The 19,393-nt window shown below is 68.3% G+C and carries 19 protein-coding genes; 8 read left to right on the forward strand and 11 right to left on the reverse strand.

The genetic code is table 11. The annotated features are described in order from the left end of the window. The first annotated feature begins 1 nt into the window (after position 1). From MLE42_RS01500 to MLE42_RS01510, 3 genes are all read left to right on the forward strand, one after another. Positions 2-847, forward strand: a complete 846-nt coding sequence (locus tag MLE42_RS01500) for an alpha/beta hydrolase (RefSeq protein WP_243286107.1) — start codon at positions 2-4, stop codon at positions 845-847. Between the two features lie 4 nt (positions 848-851). Next, positions 852-2,012, forward strand: a complete 1,161-nt coding sequence (locus MLE42_RS01505) for a cysteine desulfurase family protein (protein WP_243286108.1) — start codon at positions 852-854, stop codon at positions 2,010-2,012. Positions 2,013-2,123: 111 nt separating this feature from the next. Beyond that, positions 2,124-3,383, forward strand: coding sequence for a hypothetical protein (locus MLE42_RS01510; protein WP_243286109.1), 1,260 nt, complete (start codon positions 2,124-2,126; stop codon positions 3,381-3,383). Positions 3,384-3,398: 15 nt separating this feature from the next. Here MLE42_RS01510 and MLE42_RS01515 read toward each other — a convergent pair whose 3' ends face one another. Both MLE42_RS01515 and MLE42_RS01520 read right to left on the reverse strand, forming a co-directional pair. Then, on the reverse strand, positions 3,399-4,373 hold the full coding sequence (locus MLE42_RS01515) for a YheT family hydrolase (protein ID WP_243286110.1): 975 nt from the start codon (positions 4,371-4,373) through the stop codon (positions 3,399-3,401). Between the two features lie 23 nt (positions 4,374-4,396). Next, positions 4,397-4,945 carry a hypothetical protein gene (locus MLE42_RS01520; protein ID WP_243286111.1) on the reverse strand — a complete coding sequence of 183 codons (549 nt, stop codon included), beginning with the start codon at positions 4,943-4,945 and terminating at the stop codon, positions 4,397-4,399. 181 nt (positions 4,946-5,126) lie between these two features. On the opposite strand from MLE42_RS01520, the gene MLE42_RS01525 reads away from it, so the two are divergent. The 3 genes from MLE42_RS01525 (at position 5,127) to MLE42_RS01535 (ending at position 8,410) form a co-directional block, all read left to right on the forward strand. Further along, positions 5,127-7,379 (forward strand): NADP-dependent malic enzyme, encoded by a 2,253-nt coding sequence (locus tag MLE42_RS01525; protein WP_243286112.1) that lies wholly within the window; start codon positions 5,127-5,129, stop codon positions 7,377-7,379. A gap of 113 nt (positions 7,380-7,492) precedes the next feature. Next, positions 7,493-7,876, forward strand: a complete 384-nt coding sequence (locus tag MLE42_RS01530) for a DUF302 domain-containing protein (protein ID WP_243286113.1) — start codon at positions 7,493-7,495, stop codon at positions 7,874-7,876. A gap of 87 nt (positions 7,877-7,963) precedes the next feature. Further along, a complete protein-coding gene (locus tag MLE42_RS01535; RefSeq protein ID WP_243286114.1) occupies positions 7,964-8,410 on the forward strand; it encodes a PAS domain-containing protein in 447 nt (148 codons plus the stop codon). Positions 8,411-8,417: 7 nt separating this feature from the next. On the opposite strand, the gene MLE42_RS01540 is transcribed toward MLE42_RS01535, so the two are convergent. From MLE42_RS01540 to MLE42_RS15955, 3 genes are read right to left on the reverse strand one after another with little or no spacing between them, the layout of a single operon-like run. Then, positions 8,418-9,215: a SirB1 family protein gene (locus tag MLE42_RS01540; protein ID WP_243286115.1), complete on the reverse strand. Its 798-nt coding sequence runs from the start codon at positions 9,213-9,215 to the stop codon at positions 8,418-8,420. Further along, the gene (locus MLE42_RS01545; RefSeq protein ID WP_243286116.1) at positions 9,215-9,706 is read right to left on the reverse strand and encodes a hypothetical protein; all 492 of its coding nucleotides are present in this window, start codon (positions 9,704-9,706) and stop codon (positions 9,215-9,217) included. Before MLE42_RS01545 ends, MLE42_RS01540 begins: the two co-directional genes overlap by 1 nt. Then, complete coding sequence (locus tag MLE42_RS15955) at positions 9,703-12,258, reverse strand: SpoIIE family protein phosphatase (protein WP_275975635.1); 2,556 nt, start codon at positions 12,256-12,258, stop codon at positions 9,703-9,705. Before MLE42_RS15955 ends, MLE42_RS01545 begins: the two co-directional genes overlap by 4 nt. Positions 12,259-12,283: 25 nt before the next feature. On the opposite strand from MLE42_RS15955, the gene MLE42_RS01555 reads away from it, so the two are divergent. Together MLE42_RS01555 and MLE42_RS01560 are read left to right on the forward strand one after the other, a co-directional pair. Next, positions 12,284-13,018, forward strand: coding sequence for an SDR family oxidoreductase (locus MLE42_RS01555; RefSeq protein WP_243286117.1), 735 nt, complete (start codon positions 12,284-12,286; stop codon positions 13,016-13,018). Positions 13,019-13,195: 177 nt separating this feature from the next. After that, positions 13,196-13,864, forward strand: coding sequence for a radical SAM protein (locus tag MLE42_RS01560; RefSeq protein ID WP_243286118.1), 669 nt, complete (start codon positions 13,196-13,198; stop codon positions 13,862-13,864). A 3-nt stretch (positions 13,865-13,867) separates the two neighbouring features. Here MLE42_RS01560 and MLE42_RS01565 read toward each other — a convergent pair whose 3' ends face one another. From MLE42_RS01565 to MLE42_RS01590, 6 genes are read right to left on the reverse strand one after another with little or no spacing between them, the layout of a single operon-like run. Further along, positions 13,868-14,737 (reverse strand): DUF2911 domain-containing protein, encoded by an 870-nt coding sequence (locus MLE42_RS01565; protein ID WP_243286119.1) that lies wholly within the window; start codon positions 14,735-14,737, stop codon positions 13,868-13,870. Continuing rightward, the gene (locus MLE42_RS01570; protein ID WP_243286120.1) at positions 14,730-16,658 is read right to left on the reverse strand and encodes a site-specific recombinase; all 1,929 of its coding nucleotides are present in this window, start codon (positions 16,656-16,658) and stop codon (positions 14,730-14,732) included. The genes MLE42_RS01565 and MLE42_RS01570 overlap by 8 nt, the downstream gene beginning before the upstream one ends. A gap of 34 nt (positions 16,659-16,692) precedes the next feature. Further along, positions 16,693-17,187, reverse strand: a complete 495-nt coding sequence (locus MLE42_RS01575; protein WP_243286121.1) for a hypothetical protein — start codon at positions 17,185-17,187, stop codon at positions 16,693-16,695. A 7-nt stretch (positions 17,188-17,194) separates the two neighbouring features. Next, positions 17,195-18,133, reverse strand: coding sequence for an arginase family protein (locus tag MLE42_RS01580; protein ID WP_243286122.1), 939 nt, complete (start codon positions 18,131-18,133; stop codon positions 17,195-17,197). Beyond that, entirely contained in the window at positions 18,123-18,803 is a 681-nt protein-coding gene (locus tag MLE42_RS01585) for a lysophospholipid acyltransferase family protein (protein WP_243286123.1), read from the reverse strand. Before MLE42_RS01585 ends, MLE42_RS01580 begins: the two co-directional genes overlap by 11 nt. After that, positions 18,803-19,339 carry a GNAT family N-acetyltransferase gene (locus MLE42_RS01590; protein ID WP_243286124.1) on the reverse strand — a complete coding sequence of 179 codons (537 nt, stop codon included), beginning with the start codon at positions 19,337-19,339 and terminating at the stop codon, positions 18,803-18,805. The genes MLE42_RS01585 and MLE42_RS01590 overlap by 1 nt, the downstream gene beginning before the upstream one ends. Positions 19,340-19,393: the final 54 nt, after the last annotated feature.

Consider the following 19,393-nt stretch of genomic DNA (forward strand, 5'->3'; position numbering starts at 1 on the left):
GTTGGTCCGATCCTGGCCCCTCTGGATCGTCAGCTTCCTCAAGCTGGTGGGTTGGGGTCTCGGGCTCTATGCGGCGCTCTGCCTCCTGGCCTTCCTGACCCAGCGGCGGATGATGTATTTCCCCGATCGCGAGCCCGAGCCGGAGGCCGTCCAGCGGGCCGTGGGCGCGCGCCTAGTGCCCTGGCGGGACACGAAGGGGGGCGTGCTCGGCTGGCGGCGGGCGGCGAGGTCTGGTGCTCCCCGGATCCTCGTGCTGCACGGGAACGCGGGGGATGCCCTGGGCCGACTGGACTACCTTCCGGTGCTCGAGGCCGCGGGCTTCGAAGGCGTGCTGCTGGAATATCCGGGCTACGGTCCCCGGGAGGGTGAGCGGTCGGAGGCCTCGCTGGTGGCTGATGCCCGGGCGGCACTGCACCAGCTGAAGGCGGAATCCAACGCGCCGGTGATTCTGCTGGGAGAGAGCCTCGGGTCCGGCGTGTCGGTGCAGGTGGCCGCCGCCGAGCCCAAGGTGGTGGCGGGGCTCCTCCTGGCCGCGCCCTTCGCCCGGATGACCGAGGTGGCCGCCCGCCACTATCCGTACCTGCCCATGAAGCTGATCATGCGGGATCGCTGGGACAGCCTGGGGGCCATCCGCGGCTACGGCGGACCCGTGGCCATGGTGATCGCCGGGCAGGACGAGGTGGTGAGCGCAGAGCAGGGGCGGCGTCTGGTCCAGGGGTGCCCAGGGCCCGTCCGGGTCTGGGAGGTGCCCCGGGCCACTCACAACGGCCTGCCCCTGACTCCCGGCCGCCCGCCCTGGTCTGAGGCTCTGGCCTTCCTACGCGACCGGGCGGGAGTGGGACAATGAAGCCATGGACCTGATCTACCTCGACCACAACGCCACCACCGCCCTCGACCCCGAGGCCTTCGAGGCCATGCGGCCCTGGTTTACGGAGCGCTTCGGCAATGCCAGCGCGGCCTATGCCCTCGGGCATCTGTCGGATGGTGCGGTGGTGGCCGCCCGGGAGCAGGCGGCGGCCCTGGTGGGCTGCACGTCCGCCGAGATCGTCTTCACCAGCGGCGGCACGGAGAGCCTGAACCATGCCTTCCGCGGCGTGTGGGAGGCCTTTCCGACGAAGCGCCACCTGGTCGCGACCGCCGTGGAGCACCCCGCCGTGCGGGCCCTGGTGGCCTGGTGGAAAGCCCAGGGAGGCGAAGCCTCGGATGTGGGCGTGGACGGGGAGGGTCGGCTCGATCTGGCGGCTCTGGAAGCCGCCGTGCGCCCGGACACGGCCCTGGTGGCCGTCATGGCCGCCAACAACGAATCCGGCGTGCTGTTCCCGGTGGCGGAAGCGGGTCGGGTCGCGAAGGCGAAGGGGGCTCTCTTCCTGGTGGACGCCACCCAGGCCATGGGCAAGATCCCGGTGGATGCCACAGCTTGGGGCGCGGATCTGCTCTGTCTCAGTGGCCACAAGTTCCATGGACCCAAGGGCACCGGCCTACTCATGATCCGCCGGGGCGTGAGGGTGAAGCCCCTCATGCTGGGCGGCTCCCAGGAGCGGGGCCGCCGCGGGGGCACGGAGAACGTCCCCGGCATCGTGGGCCTGGGCAAGGCTGCGGAACGGGCCCTGGCGCGGCTACCGGAGATGGACCGGGTGCGCAGTCTGCGGGATGCCCTGGAGGCCCGCATCCTCGCGGAGATCCCGGAGGCCCGCATCCACGGCGCGGGCACGGAGCGCCTGCCCAACACCAGCCTCGTGGGATTCGCGGGTCTTGAGGGCGAAGCGCTGCAGTTGAAGCTGGCGGAGCATGGCATCTGCGTGTCCACCGGCAGCGCCTGCAGCACGGGCATGCGGGAGCCCAGCCATGTGCTGCGTGCCATGCGCGTGTCCGACGCCCATGCGCGAGGCACCGTCCGCTTCAGCCTGGGCCTGGGCACCACCGACGCGCAGATCCAGGTGGTGGCTGATCTGCTTCCAGGCCTCGTGCAGGCGTTGCGGCAGGGAGGGCAAGTCATTGGATTGCATCGATAAATTCCATTCGAAATCTTTGTGACATAAGCCTCTGTTGACATGGCTATAGGGACATGGTGAGGTGGGCGGAATCCACCAGTCCCCCCCCCCCGCCCTGCATGGGAGCGCCCCATGTCCCTGGAACTTCTCAAGCGCCTGACTCAGGGATTCCGCCCCGCTCCGGAATCGATGCGCGCCCGGATGTGGTCGACGCCGATGCTCCTTGATCGGGGGGATCTGGGGGAGGCCCGGCTGGCCGTGGATCACCGGGGACGGAGGATCGCCCTCTGGGAGAATCATGGAACTTTGTGGACTCTGCCCGTGGGGGCTGCCGCGGCGCCGGCGCTCAGGCGCGCTCCCTTCGGCGAGGGAACGACGCCCCGTCTGGCGGTCAACCCTGAGGGTCGCGGTCTGGCCGTCTGGTTGGCCGACCTCGGGGAGGAACGGCAGATCCTCGGGAAGGCCCTCGGAACCTGTGAGAGCCCGGAACAGGTTGTATTCCGGACACCCGGGTGGGTTCGCAAGCTCCAGATCGCGGTGGACCGCAGGGGCAACGCGCTGGTGGTCTGGCTTCACGAGAAGGTGGGAAGGATCGAGGTGATGGCCCACTCCTTCGATACGCGAGGCGAGGCCTGGGAGAAAGGGCCCACGATCCTCGGGCTGGCTTCGGATCCTGTGGCCTCGCCACAGCTCGCGGCCAATCACAGCGAGCACGCCATGGTGCTCTGGGAGGCTCGAGACAGCCTCTTCGATGGGCTGCTGGCCAGCCATCACTGGCCCACGGACCGGATCTGGTCCGATCGTCCGGTGCCCGTGGTGGCTCATGCCGCCCGCCACCACCAGGTGGCCATGGACGATCACGGGAATGCTGTGGTGCTCTGGGTTCATGCGCCCTATGGTCAGCGGAGCACCCTGGAAGCCTGTTTCTTCGATGTCGTGGCGGGGGAGTGGCGGGAACCCACCACGCTGGCGATGGCCCAGGAGATATCGCTGCCGCGCCTGGTCATGAACGGATCCGGGGAGGCCCTCGCCGCCTGGTGCCAGCGCGAGAGCGGGGGAGGCTCCCACCTGCTGGTCAGGGCCTTCCAGGATGGAGGTTGGGAGCCGGGCGCGGAATGTCTCGACCGCAGCCGGGGCCGGAGCCATGACTATGCCATTGCCCTGGGCGCCGACGGGCGCGCAGGCGCTCTTCTGGTCCAGCATGGGAAGGATGGGGATCAGGTCGTGCTCCGGGCCCGCCTCGAGACCTGGTCCAAGCCGAAGGTGATGGCCGAATGCCGGGAAGGAACCTGCGCCTCGCCCAGGATCGCGCTATTCCCCCATGGCATGTCCCTTCTCTGGATGCAGGGGACTGGACCCGAGAAGGCGCTGATGGCGGTGAGCTCCCACTGATCCGGAGCGGGGCCTTCACGCTTGGAGCAACTCCTTGGCGTAGTGCTCCACCGCGTAGGGCAGCCAGCGATGGCCAGGAAGGTCACGGCTGAGGTAGCCCATGTGGCCGCCGTGCGGCTCCAGGTGGAGATGGACGGAAGGTGAGGGGTTGGCTTCGGCCGCGTGTTCCCATGGGATGAAGGGATCGTCCTTGGCCAGAAGGACCACCGTCGGCACGGTGATCTTGGACAGGTGGTGCCGCGCGGAGCATCGGGCGTAGTAGTCGTCGGCGTCCTTGAAGCCCGCCGCCTTCGTGGTGTAGGCATCGTCAAACTCGCGCAGGCTCATGAAAGGACCCGTCCGGTAGCTGTCAGGGATGAGTCCGTCCTCCACCCGCTGGCGGATGGCCTTGCGGCAACGCTTGATGAATCGCAGCTCGTAGAGGCGGCTGAACCCTGTGTGGATGGCCAGAGAGCAGGCGCCCAGATCGACCGGTGGGTTCACGGCGATCGCACAATCGGGTCGGGCCGCCGGCTTGGGCAGGCCGTCGCCCAGGTTCAGCAGGAGGGCATTCGCGGAGAGGGAGTAGCCGATGGCCAGCTGGCGGAGATCCGGATGGCGTTCCCGCGCGGCGGTGAAGGCCGCGCCCAGGTCATCGCCGGAGCCGCTGTGGTAGGGGTGTTTCGCCAGGCCCCGACCCTCGCCGCAACCTCTGTGGTTCACGGTCCAGACGTGGTGGCCCAGCTTGCGCGCAAGGGCGATCGTGCGGCGCATGTAGTGGGCCTGGTCGTCGCCGCCCAGGCCATGGAAGACCAGCACCAGCACGTCCGTCTCGCCGGGGTAGTGGCGGCCCGTGAGCTGGTCGCCATCGGGCAGCAGGATGCGGAAGGGCTCGGAGGGATGGCGGGAAGGCTCCCCGGGCAGGTAGTTGCCGAGGATGGTCTGCAGATGGCCGGATGGGGCCCACCAGGGAGGGCGGCAGGGCAGGGGCGGCGGGACGAGCTTGCGCATCCGCCTAGTGTGCCCGAGCGGACTCAGTCGTTCCGCTTGAAGACCAGCTTGTAGCTGAAGGGATTGTCCAGCTTGGGATGGGTGTAGGTCACCTGGAGGGCCAGCGAGCTGCCGTCCTTCCGCATGGAATAGACGTACTTCAGCGTGTAGCCGTCGCCGGTGATGGTCTGGACCATGGTGGGGCCGTCCTTGGTGAGGGTGGCCTTGAACACCTTGTCGTCGCTGCGCTTCCAGTCGCTCTCGGTGCCGTCCGCCGGGGTATCGATGGAACGTTCCTTCCCCATGGTCACCGAGAAGGTCTCGCCGGCCAGGATGTCGAGCTTGTTGAACTCCCGGCAAGCTCCCTGCAGCTTCTTCTTCCAGAGGAGCTTCATGGCGAAGTTCAGGTCCTTGACGTGCTCGTCGATGCGCTCCTCGACCTTGTCACTTTGTGAAGCGGAGAGGGTCCACTCCCCGTCCCAATCCACCTTGTCTTCCTTCGCGGGCAAGGCGGTTTTGGCCGGGGTCTTGGCCTTCTGGGCGATCACGGGAAGAACCAGCAGGCAGGGCAGGATGAAGGGCAGCACGCGCATGGGGGCTCCGGGTGGGGATCGTGGGATCGTACTCCGGCGGGGCGCGTCGCAGAAGCATCTCTTGTGATCCGTGCAACAAAGGCGTGGATTGATGACCTTGCAGGCAGGATCACGTAACACGAGGTGTAAGCTTGGTGGCATTCAGCCCAAAATGAGGGCACTCAATTTAAGGAGTGTGGCCATGAAACGTAAGCAGGAAGCCCTCGATTACCATTCGCAGGGACGGAAAGGCAAGATCGAGGTCATCGCCACGAAGCCCTGTTCCACCGCGCGGGACCTGGCCAATGCCTATTCTCCGGGTGTGGCGGAACCCTGCCTGGAGATCGAGAAGAACCCCGAGGATGCCTACAAGTACACCGCCAAGGGCAACCTGGTGGCCGTGATCTCCAACGGGACCGCCGTGCTGGGCCTGGGCAACATCGGCGCCCTCGCCGGCAAGCCCGTGATGGAAGGGAAGGGCGTGCTGTTCAAGCGGTTCGCGGATATCGACGTGTTCGACATCGAAGTGAACGAGCTGGACATCGACAAGTTCTGCCAGGTGGTGAAGGCGCTCGAGCCCACCTTCGGCGGCGTGAACCTCGAGGACATCAAGGCTCCCGAGTGCTTCGAGATCGAGACCCGGCTGAAGAAGGAGATGAACATCCCCGTCTTCCACGACGACCAGCACGGCACGGCGATCATCAGCACCGCGGCGCTGATGAATGCCTCCGAGATCGTCAAGAAGAAGCTCGGAGACATGAAGGTGGTGTTCAGCGGCGCCGGCGCCTCCGCCATCGCCTGCGCGAACATGATGATCCGCGCCGGCGTCAAGCTCGAGAACCTGTGGCTCTGCGACACCAAGGGCCTGGTCTACACCGGGCGCAAGGACGGCATGAACGCCTACAAGGAGCGGTTCGCCAAGCCGAGCGACTGGCGCACCCTCGCCGACACCATCAAGGATGCGGATGTGTTCGTGGGCTGCTCCAGCAAGGGCGCCCTGACGCCTGAGATGCTCCTGAGCATGGCCAAGAACCCCATCGTCTTCGCCCTGGCCAACCCCGATCCCGAGATCGACTACCCCACCGCGAAGGCCACCCGCGACGACATCATCCTGGCCACGGGGCGCAGCGACTACCCGAACCAGGTGAACAACGTCCTGGGCTTCCCCTTCATCTTCCGCGGCGCTCTGGACGTGCGCGCCTCGGAGATCAACGAGGAGATGAAGCTGGCCGCCGCCAAGGCCCTGGCCGCCCTGGCCAAGGAGGAAGTGCCGGATGCCGTGGTGAAGGCCTACTCTGGCCAGAAGTTCACCTTCGGGCCCGAGTACATCATTCCCAAGCCCTTCGATCCCCGCGTGCTGCTGTGGGTGGCCCCGGCCGTCGCCAAGGCCGCCATGGAGACCGGTGTGGCCAAGCAGCCCATCCCGGACATGCAGGCCTACAAGGAGCGCCTCGAGGGGCTCCAGGGCCGCAGCAAGGACGTGATCCGCAACGTCATCCATCGCGCCAAGGCCAATCCCAAGCGCGTGGTCTTCCCGGAAGGCACGCATCCCCTGATCCTCCAGGCCGTGTCCCAGATGGTGGACGAGGGCGTCTGCGTGCCCATCCTGGTGGGCGATCCCGCCAAGGTGAAGGTCGTGGCCGCCGACCACGGCATTTCGCTGGAGGGCATCGAGATCCAGGATCCGGCCACCGTGGCCTGGCGCAAGGAGGCCGAGGACGCCTACCTGGAGCTGCGGAAGCGGCGCGGCGTCACCCGCGACGAGGCGAGCCGCAAGGTGATGGAGCCGATCTACTTCGGCGCCCTGATGTGCCGCCTGGGCAAGGCGGACGGCCTCATCGCGGGCCTGACGATGTACTACCCCGACACCATCCGGCCCTGCCTGGAGGTGATCGGCACCCGCAAGGGCGTCAAGCGCGTGTGCGGCGTCTACACCATGGTGCTCAAGAACCGCGTGCTGTTCTTCTCCGACACCACCATGAACATCGAACCCAGCAGCGAGGAGCTGGCAGAGATCGCCCTGCTCACCGCCGACCTGGCCAAGGACCGGTTCAACATGGAACCCAAGGTGGCCATGCTGTCCTTCTCCGACTTCGGCAGCGTGGACCATCCCCTGGTCCGCAAGGTCCAGAAGGCGGTGGAGATCGTGAAGTTCCAGCGCCCCGACCTCAAGTGCGACGGCGAGATGCAGGCGGATACGGCCCTCGGAGAGGGCATCCTGGCCGAGAGCTACCCCTGGGTGGACCTGCCGGGCGGCCCGAACGTGCTGATCTTCCCCGACCTCACCAGCGGCAACATCGGCTACAAGCTGGTGCAGCGGCTGGCGGGGGCCGAAGTCATCGGCCCCATCACCTGCGGCATGGCCGCCCCGGTCCACGTGCTCCAGCGGCACAGCGACATGAACGACATCATCCACCTCACGGCGCTCACCGTCGTGGAGGCGCAGCAGAAGTAGCTATCAGCTATCAGCTGTCAGGAGCAGGGGCCTTCGGGCCCCTGCTTCGTGATAAGGTTTCCTCCCCGAATCGGCCCCCTTCAGCTCGCTGGGGGCACCACTGGAGGCGGAAGATGTACTACATCGTCGAATCCGGTAAGCCCTTTGAGCAGGCCTCGGCCGACCTGGAGGCTGCGGTGACGGCCGGTGGCTTCGGCGTGCTCCATGTCCATGACCTCGGGAACACCCTGCGCAGCAAGGGATTCCCATTTACGGAGGCCTGCCGGGTCTTCGAGGTGTGCAACCCGGGCCAGGCGTCCAAGGTCCTGAGCCTCGATCTGCGCCTGAACATGGCGCTGCCCTGCCGCATTTCCGTCTATACGGATCAGGGGCGCACCCGAATCGGCCTCATCCCCCCTTCGGATCTGCTCGAGGGCCTGTCGAAGGATCCCGCCCTGCTTCCCATCGCCCATGAAGTCGAGGCGGCCCTGATCAAGATGGTGGATGCGGCTCGATGACTCGTGCCATCAGCGGCGGATGGTCGGCGTGCTGCGCTGGTCGGCCCGCGGGCCGTCCTGAACGACATTCCGCGAGCCGGGGTTGTGATGGGTGATGTCCTGTGCGCCTGGTGCGGAACTTTGATCGGTCAGAGCGGGGTCGACCATTCCCATGGCATCTGCCGTTCCTGCTACCGGGAGCTGCTTCGCATTCCGGATCTGTCCGAGGAAGCATTGGACGACTTGCCGTTCGGCGTGATCGTCCTGGCGAAGGACGGGACCGTCCTGGCGTATAACCCGGCGGAAGGCGCGCTCGCCGGCCGTGAACCCAAGGCTGTGGTCGGCCGTCATTTCTTCACTGAGATCGCCCCCTGCACCTCGGTCCAGGATTTCCAGGGTGTCTTCCGCGAATTCTGCGAGCGGAACGAGGCCTCCAGGACGTTCCAGTTCACCTTCCACTTTCCGGGTGGCCCGGTCCGGGTGCAGATCGTCTTCCTGCACAGGGGCGCAGATGTGGCCGTCGCCGTCCGGAAACGGACGGGTCCGGTCGCCTGAAGGCATTCTAGGTGGAGGACTCCAGCTGCTGGAGCCACGCCCGGATCTCGGGATCGGGGTCCGGGTTGAGGCGCAGGGCCTCGCGGAGGTCGGCAAGGGCAGGGGCGGGCTCGTCCCGCTGGAGGTGCACGAAGGCGCGTTCCTTGTGGGACCGGGCATCGCCGGGATCCAGCAGGATCAAGTGGGTGGCCGTCCACAGGGCCTCCTCCCAGTCCTCGACATGCATGAACCGCAGGTGGAGGTTGCGCACGAGGCGGATGAGGATCTGTCGGTCCGTGGCGGGTTTCAGCATGTCGCGGTGGAAGGCGATCCGTCCGGCGCTGGCCTCCTTCACCAGGGCGGCGCCTCCCTCCTCGCCCACGGTGCGCCCGCGGTTGAAGGGGTCGAAGCACAGCAGGCCGGACGGCGAGCGCAGAGCGACGATGAAGTGGCCCGGCAGGCCCACGCCCACGGCATCGAAGCCCATGCGCCGAGCCAGATCGATCCATAGGATGGAGAGGGCGATGGGCAGGCCCTTGCGCCGGGCCAGCACCGCGGGGAGCAGGGCGTTCAGCGGATCGTCGTAGGTCTCGCGATCCCCGTCGAAGCCGAGTTCCTCGAAGAGCAGGTGATTGAGGGCCTCCAGGGCCCGGCCGGTATCCCAGGGCAGGGGCATGCGCCCTGCGAGGGTGAAGGCCCATTCGTTCAGTTGCATCACCACTGAGGCGGGATCAGGGTCTTCCAGGGCCGGTGCCACGGCGTGGACGGCCCCTTCTGCCAGGTTCCGGCACTCCGGATCCAGGCGGAGGTATTCGAGCAGGGACATCAGCCCCTCCGGCGAATCACCGCGCGGACCACGAGGGCCGCCGCGACCAGACCCATGGCACCCCAGGCCCAGTTCATCCACGAGCTGGTGGCGGCCTGGACCTTCTTGGCCTCCTCGGCCTTCCTGGCGTTCTCTTCGATGGAAATCTTGGATTGCGCCTCGCGGGCGTCCTTCACGGCCTTCTGGCCGGATTCACGCGAGGCCTGGAGTTCCTTGGCCGCGGCTTCCTGTTCCTCCTGGATGCCCAGCACCGCAACGTGCCTTTGGGGCTGGACCTTGGGACCGGTGCTGGCTGGCACCACATCGGCCTCGTCGCTGTCGGAAACCGGACCCTGGCTGGAATCCAATGACTCGGTGAGGGCCTGGATGTCCTCCCGCAGGCCCTGGAGCACCTGGTTCTGGCGGTGGAGCTGGGCGCCCTGCAGCCAGAGCATGAGCAGCTGGAGCACCAGGAGGGCGGGGATGGTCCATTGGAGTGGGCGGCGGGTCATGAATGCTCCCTTCCAAGGATAAACAGAGTCCGGTCATCCCGGTTCTGAGTATCGAAAGACGCTACATCCCGGAAGATCGCCTCGCAGGCCGCCCGGGGGCTGCCCGTGCCCCAGAGGCGGCGGAGCTGGCCGCACAGGCGGGCCACGCCGTAGAGCTCACCTTCCCGGTTCATGGCCTCGGACAGGCCATCGCTGTACAGCACCACCCAGCCCTTGGGGGGAAGGACGCCTTCGAGCACCTCCCAGTTCCCCGGTGCCGCCGGGCGGAGGCCGAGGCCACGGCCCTGGGGCGTCATTTCGGTCGAACAGTCCTCCACGACCCCCTGGAGCAGGAGGGCGCCCGGATGGCCGGCCCGGGCCAACCGGTAGTTCCCGTGCTGGTCCCACTCCAGCAGCACGAGGGTGAGGAAGCCCCTCTGGCCCAGCAGCTGGCGGAGGGTGTGGTCCATGGACTGGAGCATCTCCTCCAGCCCCTGGTCCTCGCGCTGGGCCGCCTGCTCGAGCAGAGCGGTCGCCTGAGCCATGTAGAGAGCCGCCGCGAGGCCCTTGCCGCAGACATCGCCCACCGCCGCCAGCCACTTGCCGCTGGGCCTCCGCTTCACGAAGAGCAAGTCCCCACCGGTCTCCAGTGCGGGTTCCAGGCGCAAGGCCACCTGGAACCCGGGGATGGGCGGCAGGTGGGAGGTGATGAGGCCCTCCTGGATGCGCCTGGCGGTCTCCAGCTCCTGGCTCAGGCGCTCCTGGGCCAGCAGGCGCTGGTGCATCACCGCTGTCTCCAGCACCTGGCCGGCCGCCAGGGCCACCTCGCGCAGCAGCTCACGATCCTCGCGGCCGTAGTTCAGCTCGGCGTACTTCCCCCCCAGGAGGACGGCGCTGTGGGGGTGATCCCCTGCGAGGATCAGCAGGAGCAGCTGGGCTTCCAGGGCATCCACATGGGCGCGGAGCCCCTGTCCCTGCTCCAGGATCCAGTCTGCCTCCTCGCTGCCCAGTCCCAGCACCAGCTCGCGGTTCTCCCGGGCCAGGCGGAGCAGTCCCGGGGGGATCCGCAGGGGCTGGGGGGGGAAATGCACTCGCCGGTCTTCGCGGTCCATGGCCTCGGCGGCCGGGAGGAGGATGTGGCGGGACTCGAAGGGCAGCACCTCCAGGAACTGCGGCCGGAAGGCCTCGTTCAGGGCCTTTCGCAGGGACTTCAACAGGGCTTCTTCGCTGAAGCGCTTCCGGGGCTCGCGGACGGCGCTGAGGACGATCTCGCGCGTGCTGGCGAAGTCCCGCCGGAAGCGGCGGCGGATGCCCTTCAGCAGGAGGCGCATCGTCCAGCCCAGGGGTAGCGCCAGAAGGCCGATGAGGGCCCCCGCCCAGCCTGGCGGGATGGAGGAGAGATGAGAGAAGCCCCAGGCCAGCCCGCCAAGATAGCCCGCCACGGTGAGCGCCAGGACGGCCATGTAGCTCACCCACCGCACCAGCGCCTTCCGCACCTCGAAGAGGCCATGGTGGAAGATGGCGTAAGCAAAGGTCAGTGGGAGCAGCGGTGCCGGGAGCATGAAGATGAAGGTTTGCCGGCGGAACAGGAGGCTGTTGTACTTGGTCTGGAGGATCGTCCAGGCCAGCAGGTCGAGGCAGAGGAACGCCGCCGCGAACAGGGACGGGAGCAGGGCCTTCCGGAGGCGCTCCGGGGAACGGAAGGTCCCCACGACGAAGAAGCCGAGGCCCGTGAGCGCCGAGCCCACCCAAAACGGGATCGGCAGGACCTGGGCGAAGGTGTGCAGGACCCGGAGCGCGCCATCCGGAGGCGCTTCTACCAGAGGCTTGGGCATGCTGAGGTTCATCACCTCCCAGGCCCCTCTCAGCATCACTAGGATGGCCAGCAGCGCGAATGCGCCGTAGATGGCCTGGAGGAAGCGCCGGTTCTTCCGCAGTTCGAAGGGGTGCGGGAAGCGCAGGAAGAAGTGGATCCAGAGCGGCGGCACCAGGGCCGCAGCCGCGCCGGCCATCAGGAAGACCGTCAAGGTCATGGCCACGGGCGCGTTCCCCGACTGGGTCGCGCCGGACATGAGGAGGACCATCGAGGCTAGGTAGAAGAAATGCCGCGAGGATTTCCGCTCGGGCGCCGAGACCACCACGAGCAGGCTGACGGCCCAGGCCAGGATGCCGTTCAGCAGCAGGGCGAGCTGCGCCAGGTCCAGCGGCTTCACCAGCCGGATGGGGAGCAGGATCGCCCGCCCCTGGCGCTTCACGGTGTAGATCAGGATGGTGCCCTGGGGCTTGGCGTTGATGAACTGCTGGGCCTTGCGCGTGCCCTCCAGCGTGGGCTCGAAGGTGCGGCCCTGGATCTTCACCAGCTCGTCGCCCTCGAGGAGGCCCGCCTCCTCCGCCACCCCCTCTGGAAGGATCTCCCGGATGACGATCTTGCCGTTCTCCAGAATCCAGGAGCACTGGTCATCCGACCTTGCGTAGACCCATTGGTTGATCGCGAACGAACCGAGCGCCAGGGTCAGGCAGATGAAGCTGATCCAGAACAGGCGCCACCGGATGCGTTTGAGGTAGGGGTTCATGGGACCTTTGTGGAAGAATGCCCCGATGGAGCGGATCTCGCGGAACGGCAGGCCCTGCTGGGTGCTGGTGGGAGGACGGCGGCGCCTGGGGCGGGCCCTGGCTGAGGATCTGGCCGGGGACCATGATCTGGTGCTGACCAGCTCGGAACCCTGGGATGGGGAAACGTGGGTGGAGGACCTTTCGGAGAGGGCGGGTATCCGGACGTTTGTATGGAATGCCGAGAACCCGGAGGTGAGCTCCAGAATGATGGCAGATCTCCAGTCCCTGAAGGCGGCCGGTGGACTGATTTCGGGCGCCGTGCTGCTGGCCGGGACCTTTCCTGAGCAGCCGCTCGGAACCTGGACGCCCGAGCGGCTCGACGCCACCTGGCGCATGAACCTCAGCTTCCCCTTCCTCTGCGCCCAGGCCCTGGCTCTGCACCTGCGCGAGGGCGCCTGCCTCCAGATCCTCCTGGACACGTCCATCCACCATCCCTGGCTGAAGCGCCTGCCGTACAGCGCGGCCAAGGCCGGGCTCGCGGCCCTGGTACCCGGGCTCGCCCAGCTCCTGGCGCCCAGGGTGCGCGTGGTGGGCCACGCCCTGGGAGCGATCCTGCCCGCGGAAGGCAGCGATGAAGCGTTCCTGGCGGACCGAACCTTGCTGAAGTGCCTGGGCGACCCCGCGGACCTCGCCCGCGCGGTGCGCTACGCCGCCGACAGTCCCTTTCTCACGGGGGACATTCTCACCCTGGACGGGGGACGGCGCTGGGTGGATCGATGAAGTTCAAGGTCAATGAGGTATTCCACTCGATCCAGGGCGAAGGACGGGGCCCCGTCCGTGAGCGCGAAGCGTGAGCGGGAGGACGCGCCGGTGGCGCGTCCTCCCGGGGGTAGTCATGGGTGCCCCGCGATCGCCCACAGGGCGGGAACGGAGGACAATGGAACAGGTCGGGTGAACATGAAGTTCAAGGTCAACGAGGTGTTTCACAGCATCCAGGGGGAAGGCGCCCGCATCGGACGCCCCTGTCTGTTCATCCGTCTCACGGGCTGCCCGCTGCGCTGCTCGTACTGCGATACGGAGTACGCCTTCTACGACGGGACCATGCGAAGCCTGGAGGAGCTTCTCGCTGAAACCCGGCAGCGTCTCGGCCCCCCGCGGAAGGGGCCCAGCGCCCCGTTTGTCGAGCTCACGGGGGGAGAACCCCTGGCCCATCCCCACGCCCCCGACCTGCTGCGGGCCCTGCTGGGCCTGGGCTACGAAGTGGCTCTGGAAACGGCCGGCAGCCACGACCTAGCGCCGGTGCCCCGGGAGGTGGTCAAGATCGTGGATCGCAAGACCCCCGGCAGCGGGGAGGCCCACCGCTGGCTGGAATCCAACCTCGACCACATGGTTGCAGGGCAGGACGAGCTGAAGTTCGTGCTCTGCGGCCAGGCGGACTACGAATGGGCCCGGGCCTGGTGCGCCGAGCGGCGGGTCTGGGATCGCCTGGAGGTGCTCTTCAGCCCCGTATGGGGCAGCCTCGACCCCGCCTGGCTCGCCGAGCAGGTCGTGGCTGATGGCCTGCCTGTGAGGGTCCAGATGCAGCTTCACAAGGTCATCTGGGGGGCGGAGAAGAAGGGGGTCTGAACCCTACTTTCCACCTTTCCAGACCGCCAGTTCCTTCTCCAGGTTCTCCGTGTATTCCTTCGGGGCCTTGCCCTTGGAGAGATCGATGGCCTTCTGGAGCTGGGCGAGGGCTTCGGGCATGTGCTTGGCGTCCTTGTAGATCCGGGCGGCCGTCTCGTGATTCCAGAAGCTGTCGCCGGCCTTGAGGCTCTTCTCGATCCAGGCCTGGGCCTTCTGGGGCTCGATGCCCTGGGCCTGGCAGTAGGCCGCGGCCTGGTACCAGGGCACCCAGTCCGAATCCGGCGCCTTCTTCAGCGTGTCCTCCAGATGGGCCCAGTAGATGGCCTTGGTGTCGAACACCACGGGGAAGCTCACGCGGAGCTTCTCCCAGCCCAGTTCCACCGTGGCGCTGCCGGTGCCCGCGGGAACCACCCTGTAGTCCAGGTACTCGAGGAAGGGGCCGGCCTGGGGGATGGCCTCCCAGCGCAGGAGGTCCTCTCCGGCCTGGTACTCGTAGGCGCCCCACTGCTTGGCCTTCTTGTTGAGGATGAGCGTCCAGGCCTTCTCGCCGGGGATGGCGAAGAACCCGTAGGTGCCTGCGGGCACGGCCTTCCCGGCCACCTGCGCCGCATGGCTGAGGGTGATCGTGGTGGCGCTGTTGGCGCCGGCGCGCCACACCTGGCCGTAGGGCACCAGGCCGCCCCAGATCTGCCGGCCCTTCACGGCGGGCCGCGCGAAGGCGATCTCGATCCTGCTGATGCCGATGTCCTGGGACACCGTGCAGGCGGGGCTCACGCGCAAGGGCGTCAGGCGCACAGGGGCGGGCTTGTCCTGGGCGGCGGACGGAAGGGTGCCGGAAGCGAGGAGCAGGACGGGGAGGAGGAGGCTACGCATGGGAATCTCCGGGGAGGCGGCTGTCGAGAGTAGCATTCCGGCGCGGTGGGAGGAGGAATCGTCCCGGATTCCGGTTGAAGGCCCTGAGGATGTTCCACCAGAGGCGACGGCTTGCCCGGCCGCTGAGATCGCGGGCCCGCAAGGCCGTCCACAGTGCGAGGCCGAAGGATACTGCGAAGTTCATCACCCCGATGAGGCCGATGCCCAGGAGACTCCAGAGGACATCCGTCCAGACCAGGGATCCCTGGAACCAGAGCGTGGTGGCGCCCAGGGCCAGCGAGGCCGCCTGCAGCGTGACATGGCGGACCTCGACATGGATCCCGGCGAAGGCGAAGGCCATGGGCACGAAGACCAGCAGGCCGCCCAGGGCCGTGTAGCCCGCGAACCCCGCCAGGTGGTTCTGGATGAAGCGGCCCAGGGCGTCGGCCCTGTGCGCCCCCAGCCAGGAACGGATCCGGTGATTCTGGGCCAGGGCTTCCGGCAGGCAGCGGTAGGCGCTCCAGTTGGCGGTCCAACCGGCCGCGAGGCTGGAGAGCCAGAGCAGCACGCCCGTGAGGGCCGCGAAGACCAGGGTCCAGCCATGGAACGGGTGGGTGCCCCGCAGGCTGTGGAGGGCGGATTCCTGGCCCAGGGGGGCGTGCCCCGTCAGCCAGGCCCAGGCTGCCACGAGGCCCACGGCCACAGGCATGGTGGCCAGCACATTGCCCAGGGTGGCGATGACCTGGGTGCGGGTGATGGCCGCCACCAGTTCGATCTCCTTCGCCTGGCCATCATTCGCCTCCAGGGCATGGGCCAGGGCCGCGGCCGTCATGGCCGGCTGCTTCGACGCCAGGCTGAAGCCCAGGAGCTGCATGGCGCAGAAGCTCACCGCGTAGTTGGCCGTCAAGGTGAGGCCGGAGAGCAGGGGCGCCATGGCCAGGGCGGAGAGGCCGATCTTGAACAGGGCCGTGCCCGCCGTGAGGAGGCCGCCACCCGCCGCCGACCGTCCCATGGCCCACCACTCGGACCGGTCCCGGGCGATGTAGTGCTCTCCGGTCTCGCCCGTGTGCTCCACGACCTTGCGGGCCAGGCGCTTGACGGTGGTGCGCAGGAGGGACAGCAACCCATGCTGCGCGGCGCTGCCCCGCACCAGCTCGGCGGCGAAAGCCGCGCCATCCCCTCGGCCCGCCGCGAAATCGAGGATCTGGCCGATCCGCGCCAACTGGGCCTCCAGCAGCTCCAGCCGGAACACCAGATCCGTGGAGACGCCCCGCTCGTCAAGCTGGGCATGGGCCTCGGCCAGGGTGGCGATGCAGGCCGACCAGCAAGCCTCCCAGGCGGCCCGGGCAGCGGGATCGCGAGGCTGTTCCCCGGCGTCGTGGACCACCCGTGTGAGGTGGAAGAAGGGAGAATCGGCGTCGCTGCCCTCGGGGTCCAAGGCCAGCAGATCGCGGGACAGGCCCACGGCGGCCGCCCGATGGGCCAGCAGGCGGGCCGCATGGGCCCAGATGTCCGGAGGAGGCGTCAACAGGGGGGCCCAGAGGCTTTTGAGATCCGTGGGCAGGCCTTCCACCCAGGCGGCATCCTCCTCATCCAGATCCAGGCGGTCCACCAGCGCGTAGAGGTCTCCTTCGGGATCGAGACGGGGGATGATCCGGTCCACGATCCGCAGGAATCCCTCGCCCATCAGGGTGGTACGGTCCGGCAGTCCCGTTTCGGCGAGGAGACGGATGGCCGACGCGTGATTCCAGGCATCGGAAAGCGGGCCCGTGAGCCCCCGGAAGACAAGCGCCCCGTGGAGCCGCCGCAGCCGTGTGGTGCGCCGGGGCTCTCCGTCCACCGAGCTCACTGGCGAGGCTTCCAACAGCCACCGCAGCAGCTGCTCCAGGTTCGGTGCGCCGCCGGTCAGGAGTTGGTCCAGCCTGGGGTCGGACAGGGGCATCGGGACTCCGAGGAGCCCCCAGGGTGGCACACCCCTAGAATCCGGGCTTCGTCCGATTGGACGAGGTGCGACTAGTCTGGTTCAGGAACTGCTGCACTGCTTTGGGATCCACCGTCGCGGGAGTGCCGGACCAGGGCTGGGATGGGCGCAGCATGAGCAGCATGTCCTCGGGGCAGCCCACCTGTTCGTAGATGCGCTCCACCTTCGCCGCCAGCTGTGCGGCGGTGCATTCCCCCGCCAGGGCCTGGCGCAGGAGGGCCTCTCGCCAGCGATCCTGGGCGCGGGACCAGCCCGTGCTCCCGGGCCGGGGCGTCCTGCCCACCGCCTCGGCGCAGGCCGCCCAGAGGTGGGCCTCGAAGGTCCGGAGGGCCTCCCCTCCCAACAGGCGCAGGCGGCTGGCGGCGGGGCCTTCGCCCACCACCCAGGCCTGGATTTCGGTGGCTTCGAGGAGTCCGAAGTCGTGGCCGGTGACGATGTCGTCCCAGCCGGGCTCGCCATGGCAGGTGCGGAAGGCGTCGAAGGCGCTCATGGGGACCTCAGGCGAGGAGGTGGAGGGCGAGGTGGGCGGCGATCCGGGCGCTGGCCTCCGCGCCGTCCAGCATGGGAGCCAATTCCATGAGGTCCGCGCCCACCCAGGGTTCGCTCCACAGGCGGCTGGCCTGGATGAGGCGCACGGTCTCCTCGAAGCTGAGGCCGCCGGGGACCGGCTCCGCCACCGCGGGCACGAGTACGGGATCGAGGGCGTCCAGGTCCAGGCTCAGGTAGGCGGGACCCCGGCCCACGGCGGCGATATCGGCGGCCAGACGCGAGGCCAGGCGCGGGTCCCGCAGGTCCGCAGGCGTCCACATCCGCACCCCGGCGGCCTGGAGATAGGCCAGCTCACCGTCGTCGAACCGGGGCGCGCGCAGGCCTCCCTGCACCACCCGCCCCGGATCGAGCAGGCCTTCCTCGAGGGCTTGCCGGACCCAGGTGCCGTGATGGAGATCCGTGCCCCAGGCGGCGCCATCCGCGGCGTCCGGGTGGGCATCCAGGTGCAGGAGGCCCAGGGGACCGTGCTGGAGCGCCAGGGCCCGGAGGGCCCCGAGCGTGAGGCTGTGGTCGCCGCCCAGCATCAACGTGCGGCAGCCGGTCATGGCCCAGGCGCCCACGGTGGCCTGGACGGTCTCGATGGCCTCGGCCAGGGAGAAGGGCAGGGTGGGGATGTTGCCTCCATCCAGCCATCCGTGGGCGGCGCCGGGGCCCAGAAGGGGCCGTCCCTCGCGGAGATGGTCGGGCATGGGGTGGGTCCCGAGGCCCATGGAGGCCGCCCGCATGGCCCAGGGGCCCAGGCGGGCGCCCGGGCGGTTGATCACGCCGGCGTCGCAGGGAACCCCCAGCACCACGCCCGTGGCTGGCTGCGGGTCAAGGACGAGGGGCAGGCCCAGGAAGGGCGTGAGCCCCGTGCGGAGGCCCTGCATGAGGACGTCAGTGGACATGGCCGCTCCGGGGTTCGAGGGTCGTGCGGAAGGCGGCGATCCACTGGTTCGGATCCTTGAACCCGGCCGGATGCAGAGGCGGCTCAGCCACCACGGTGAGGGGCGTGCGCGTGGTAAAGAGGGTGCGGAGGTGTGGCAGCAGGGTCTCGTCGCCAGTCCACGGGTAGTGGGGAGCCGGGCTGCTGAGGCGGAAGGGCTGGGCGGGCAGACCCAGGTCGTAGGCGGCGCGCAGGCCCCCTTCGTAGAACGGTGCCAGGCGCTCGCCCCGGGTCGTGGTGCCCTCCGGGAAGAGCAGCATGTCCCGGCCTTCCCGCAGCGAGGCGGCGAAGCAGGCCAGGGCCGCCGCCCGGCTGGCGGCGTCGTCCCGATCTACGAAGTGGATGCCGGATTTTCGCGCCCAGCGGCCGATGAGTGGGTAGCCGGCGACCTCGCCCTTGGCGATGGTGCCCATGGGGCGGAGGCTCATGAGGGCCACGGGATCCACCCAACTGAGATGGTTGGCCACCCAGAGGGGGATGTCTCTCCTGGGATATCCCGCCACCTCGAGGTCTACGCCCAGGGCTGGAAGGAGCCTGCGCGCCCAGCGGTGCATGCCGGGCTGCGGCTCCGACCCGGCCGCCAGCCGGGGCAGCAGGGCGAATGTCGGCCAGAGGACGCCGGCCCAGCTCACTAGCTCACCAGCTTCAGGCGGGTGTAGCGGGCTCGGACGCGCTCCAGGTCCTCGCGGGTGATGGCGGACCAGAGCCGGGTGTCGCCGGGGGCGTAGTAGTCATGCACCTCGGCCACCACCCGGGCGCCCAGGGCGTGGTGCACGCTGCGGGCATCGTCGTTGCCGGGTTCCACGAGGAAGCGGCACTCCTCCACGTTCTCCTGGAGCAGCTTGGCCACCATGGCGCGGATGAGCAGATAGTTCACCCGGCCCTTCTGGAAGTCGGGATGCACGGCCAGCGTGGCGCAGTAGACCGTGGTCCCCTTCACGAAGTTGAGGACGTAGCCCACGGGCCGGTCGCCGTCCATGGCCAGGAAACACCAGTCGCCGTAGAGCTCGGTGCAGAGGCGCAGGTAGTGGGGGCACAGCTGGCCAGCCCCGTCCCCGGACCAGATCTCGGACTCGAGGCGCTGGAGGTGGGCGAAGTCGGCGCTGCCGAGCGGCCGGACGGTGTAGCGGGCGCCTTCGGGATGAGGGCTGAGGGTCGCGATGGTCATGGCGGGCCTCCCTGGTGTCGGAACCAGGATCGGAGGCGGTCATGACGGGCCTGC

It is taken from the genome of Geothrix terrae (assembly GCF_022808775.1).
In the GTDB taxonomy this organism is placed as follows: domain Bacteria; phylum Acidobacteriota; class Holophagae; order Holophagales; family Holophagaceae; genus Geothrix; species Geothrix terrae.

Excerpts from the sequence above, each read along its gene's own strand:
- MLE42_RS01515 (WP_243286110.1), bottom strand. The coding sequence starts at position 4,373 with ATGCGCAAGCTCGTCCCGCCGCCCCTGCCCTGCCGCCCTCCCTGGTGG.
- MLE42_RS01505 (WP_243286108.1), top strand. The coding sequence starts at position 852 with ATGGACCTGATCTACCTCGACCACAACGCCACCACCGCCCTCGACCCC.
- MLE42_RS01565 (WP_243286119.1), bottom strand. The coding sequence starts at position 14,737 with ATGCGTAGCCTCCTCCTCCCCGTCCTGCTCCTCGCTTCCGGCACCCTT.
- MLE42_RS01560 (WP_243286118.1), top strand. The coding sequence starts at position 13,196 with ATGAAGTTCAAGGTCAACGAGGTGTTTCACAGCATCCAGGGGGAAGGC.
- MLE42_RS01535 (WP_243286114.1), top strand. The coding sequence starts at position 7,964 with ATGGGTGATGTCCTGTGCGCCTGGTGCGGAACTTTGATCGGTCAGAGC.
- MLE42_RS01575 (WP_243286121.1), bottom strand. The coding sequence starts at position 17,187 with ATGAGCGCCTTCGACGCCTTCCGCACCTGCCATGGCGAGCCCGGCTGG.
- MLE42_RS15955 (WP_275975635.1), bottom strand. The coding sequence starts at position 12,258 with ATGAACCCCTACCTCAAACGCATCCGGTGGCGCCTGTTCTGGATCAGC.
- MLE42_RS01525 (WP_243286112.1), top strand. The coding sequence starts at position 5,127 with ATGAAACGTAAGCAGGAAGCCCTCGATTACCATTCGCAGGGACGGAAA.
- MLE42_RS01520 (WP_243286111.1), bottom strand. The coding sequence starts at position 4,945 with ATGCGCGTGCTGCCCTTCATCCTGCCCTGCCTGCTGGTTCTTCCCGTG.
- MLE42_RS01580 (WP_243286122.1), bottom strand. The coding sequence starts at position 18,133 with ATGTCCACTGACGTCCTCATGCAGGGCCTCCGCACGGGGCTCACGCCC.
- MLE42_RS01555 (WP_243286117.1), top strand. The coding sequence starts at position 12,284 with ATGGAGCGGATCTCGCGGAACGGCAGGCCCTGCTGGGTGCTGGTGGGA.
- MLE42_RS01540 (WP_243286115.1), bottom strand. The coding sequence starts at position 9,215 with ATGTCCCTGCTCGAATACCTCCGCCTGGATCCGGAGTGCCGGAACCTG.
- MLE42_RS01545 (WP_243286116.1), bottom strand. The coding sequence starts at position 9,706 with ATGACCCGCCGCCCACTCCAATGGACCATCCCCGCCCTCCTGGTGCTC.
- MLE42_RS01510 (WP_243286109.1), top strand. The coding sequence starts at position 2,124 with ATGTCCCTGGAACTTCTCAAGCGCCTGACTCAGGGATTCCGCCCCGCT.
- MLE42_RS01590 (WP_243286124.1), bottom strand. The coding sequence starts at position 19,339 with ATGACCATCGCGACCCTCAGCCCTCATCCCGAAGGCGCCCGCTACACC.
- MLE42_RS01530 (WP_243286113.1), top strand. The coding sequence starts at position 7,493 with ATGTACTACATCGTCGAATCCGGTAAGCCCTTTGAGCAGGCCTCGGCC.
- MLE42_RS01570 (WP_243286120.1), bottom strand. The coding sequence starts at position 16,658 with ATGCCCCTGTCCGACCCCAGGCTGGACCAACTCCTGACCGGCGGCGCA.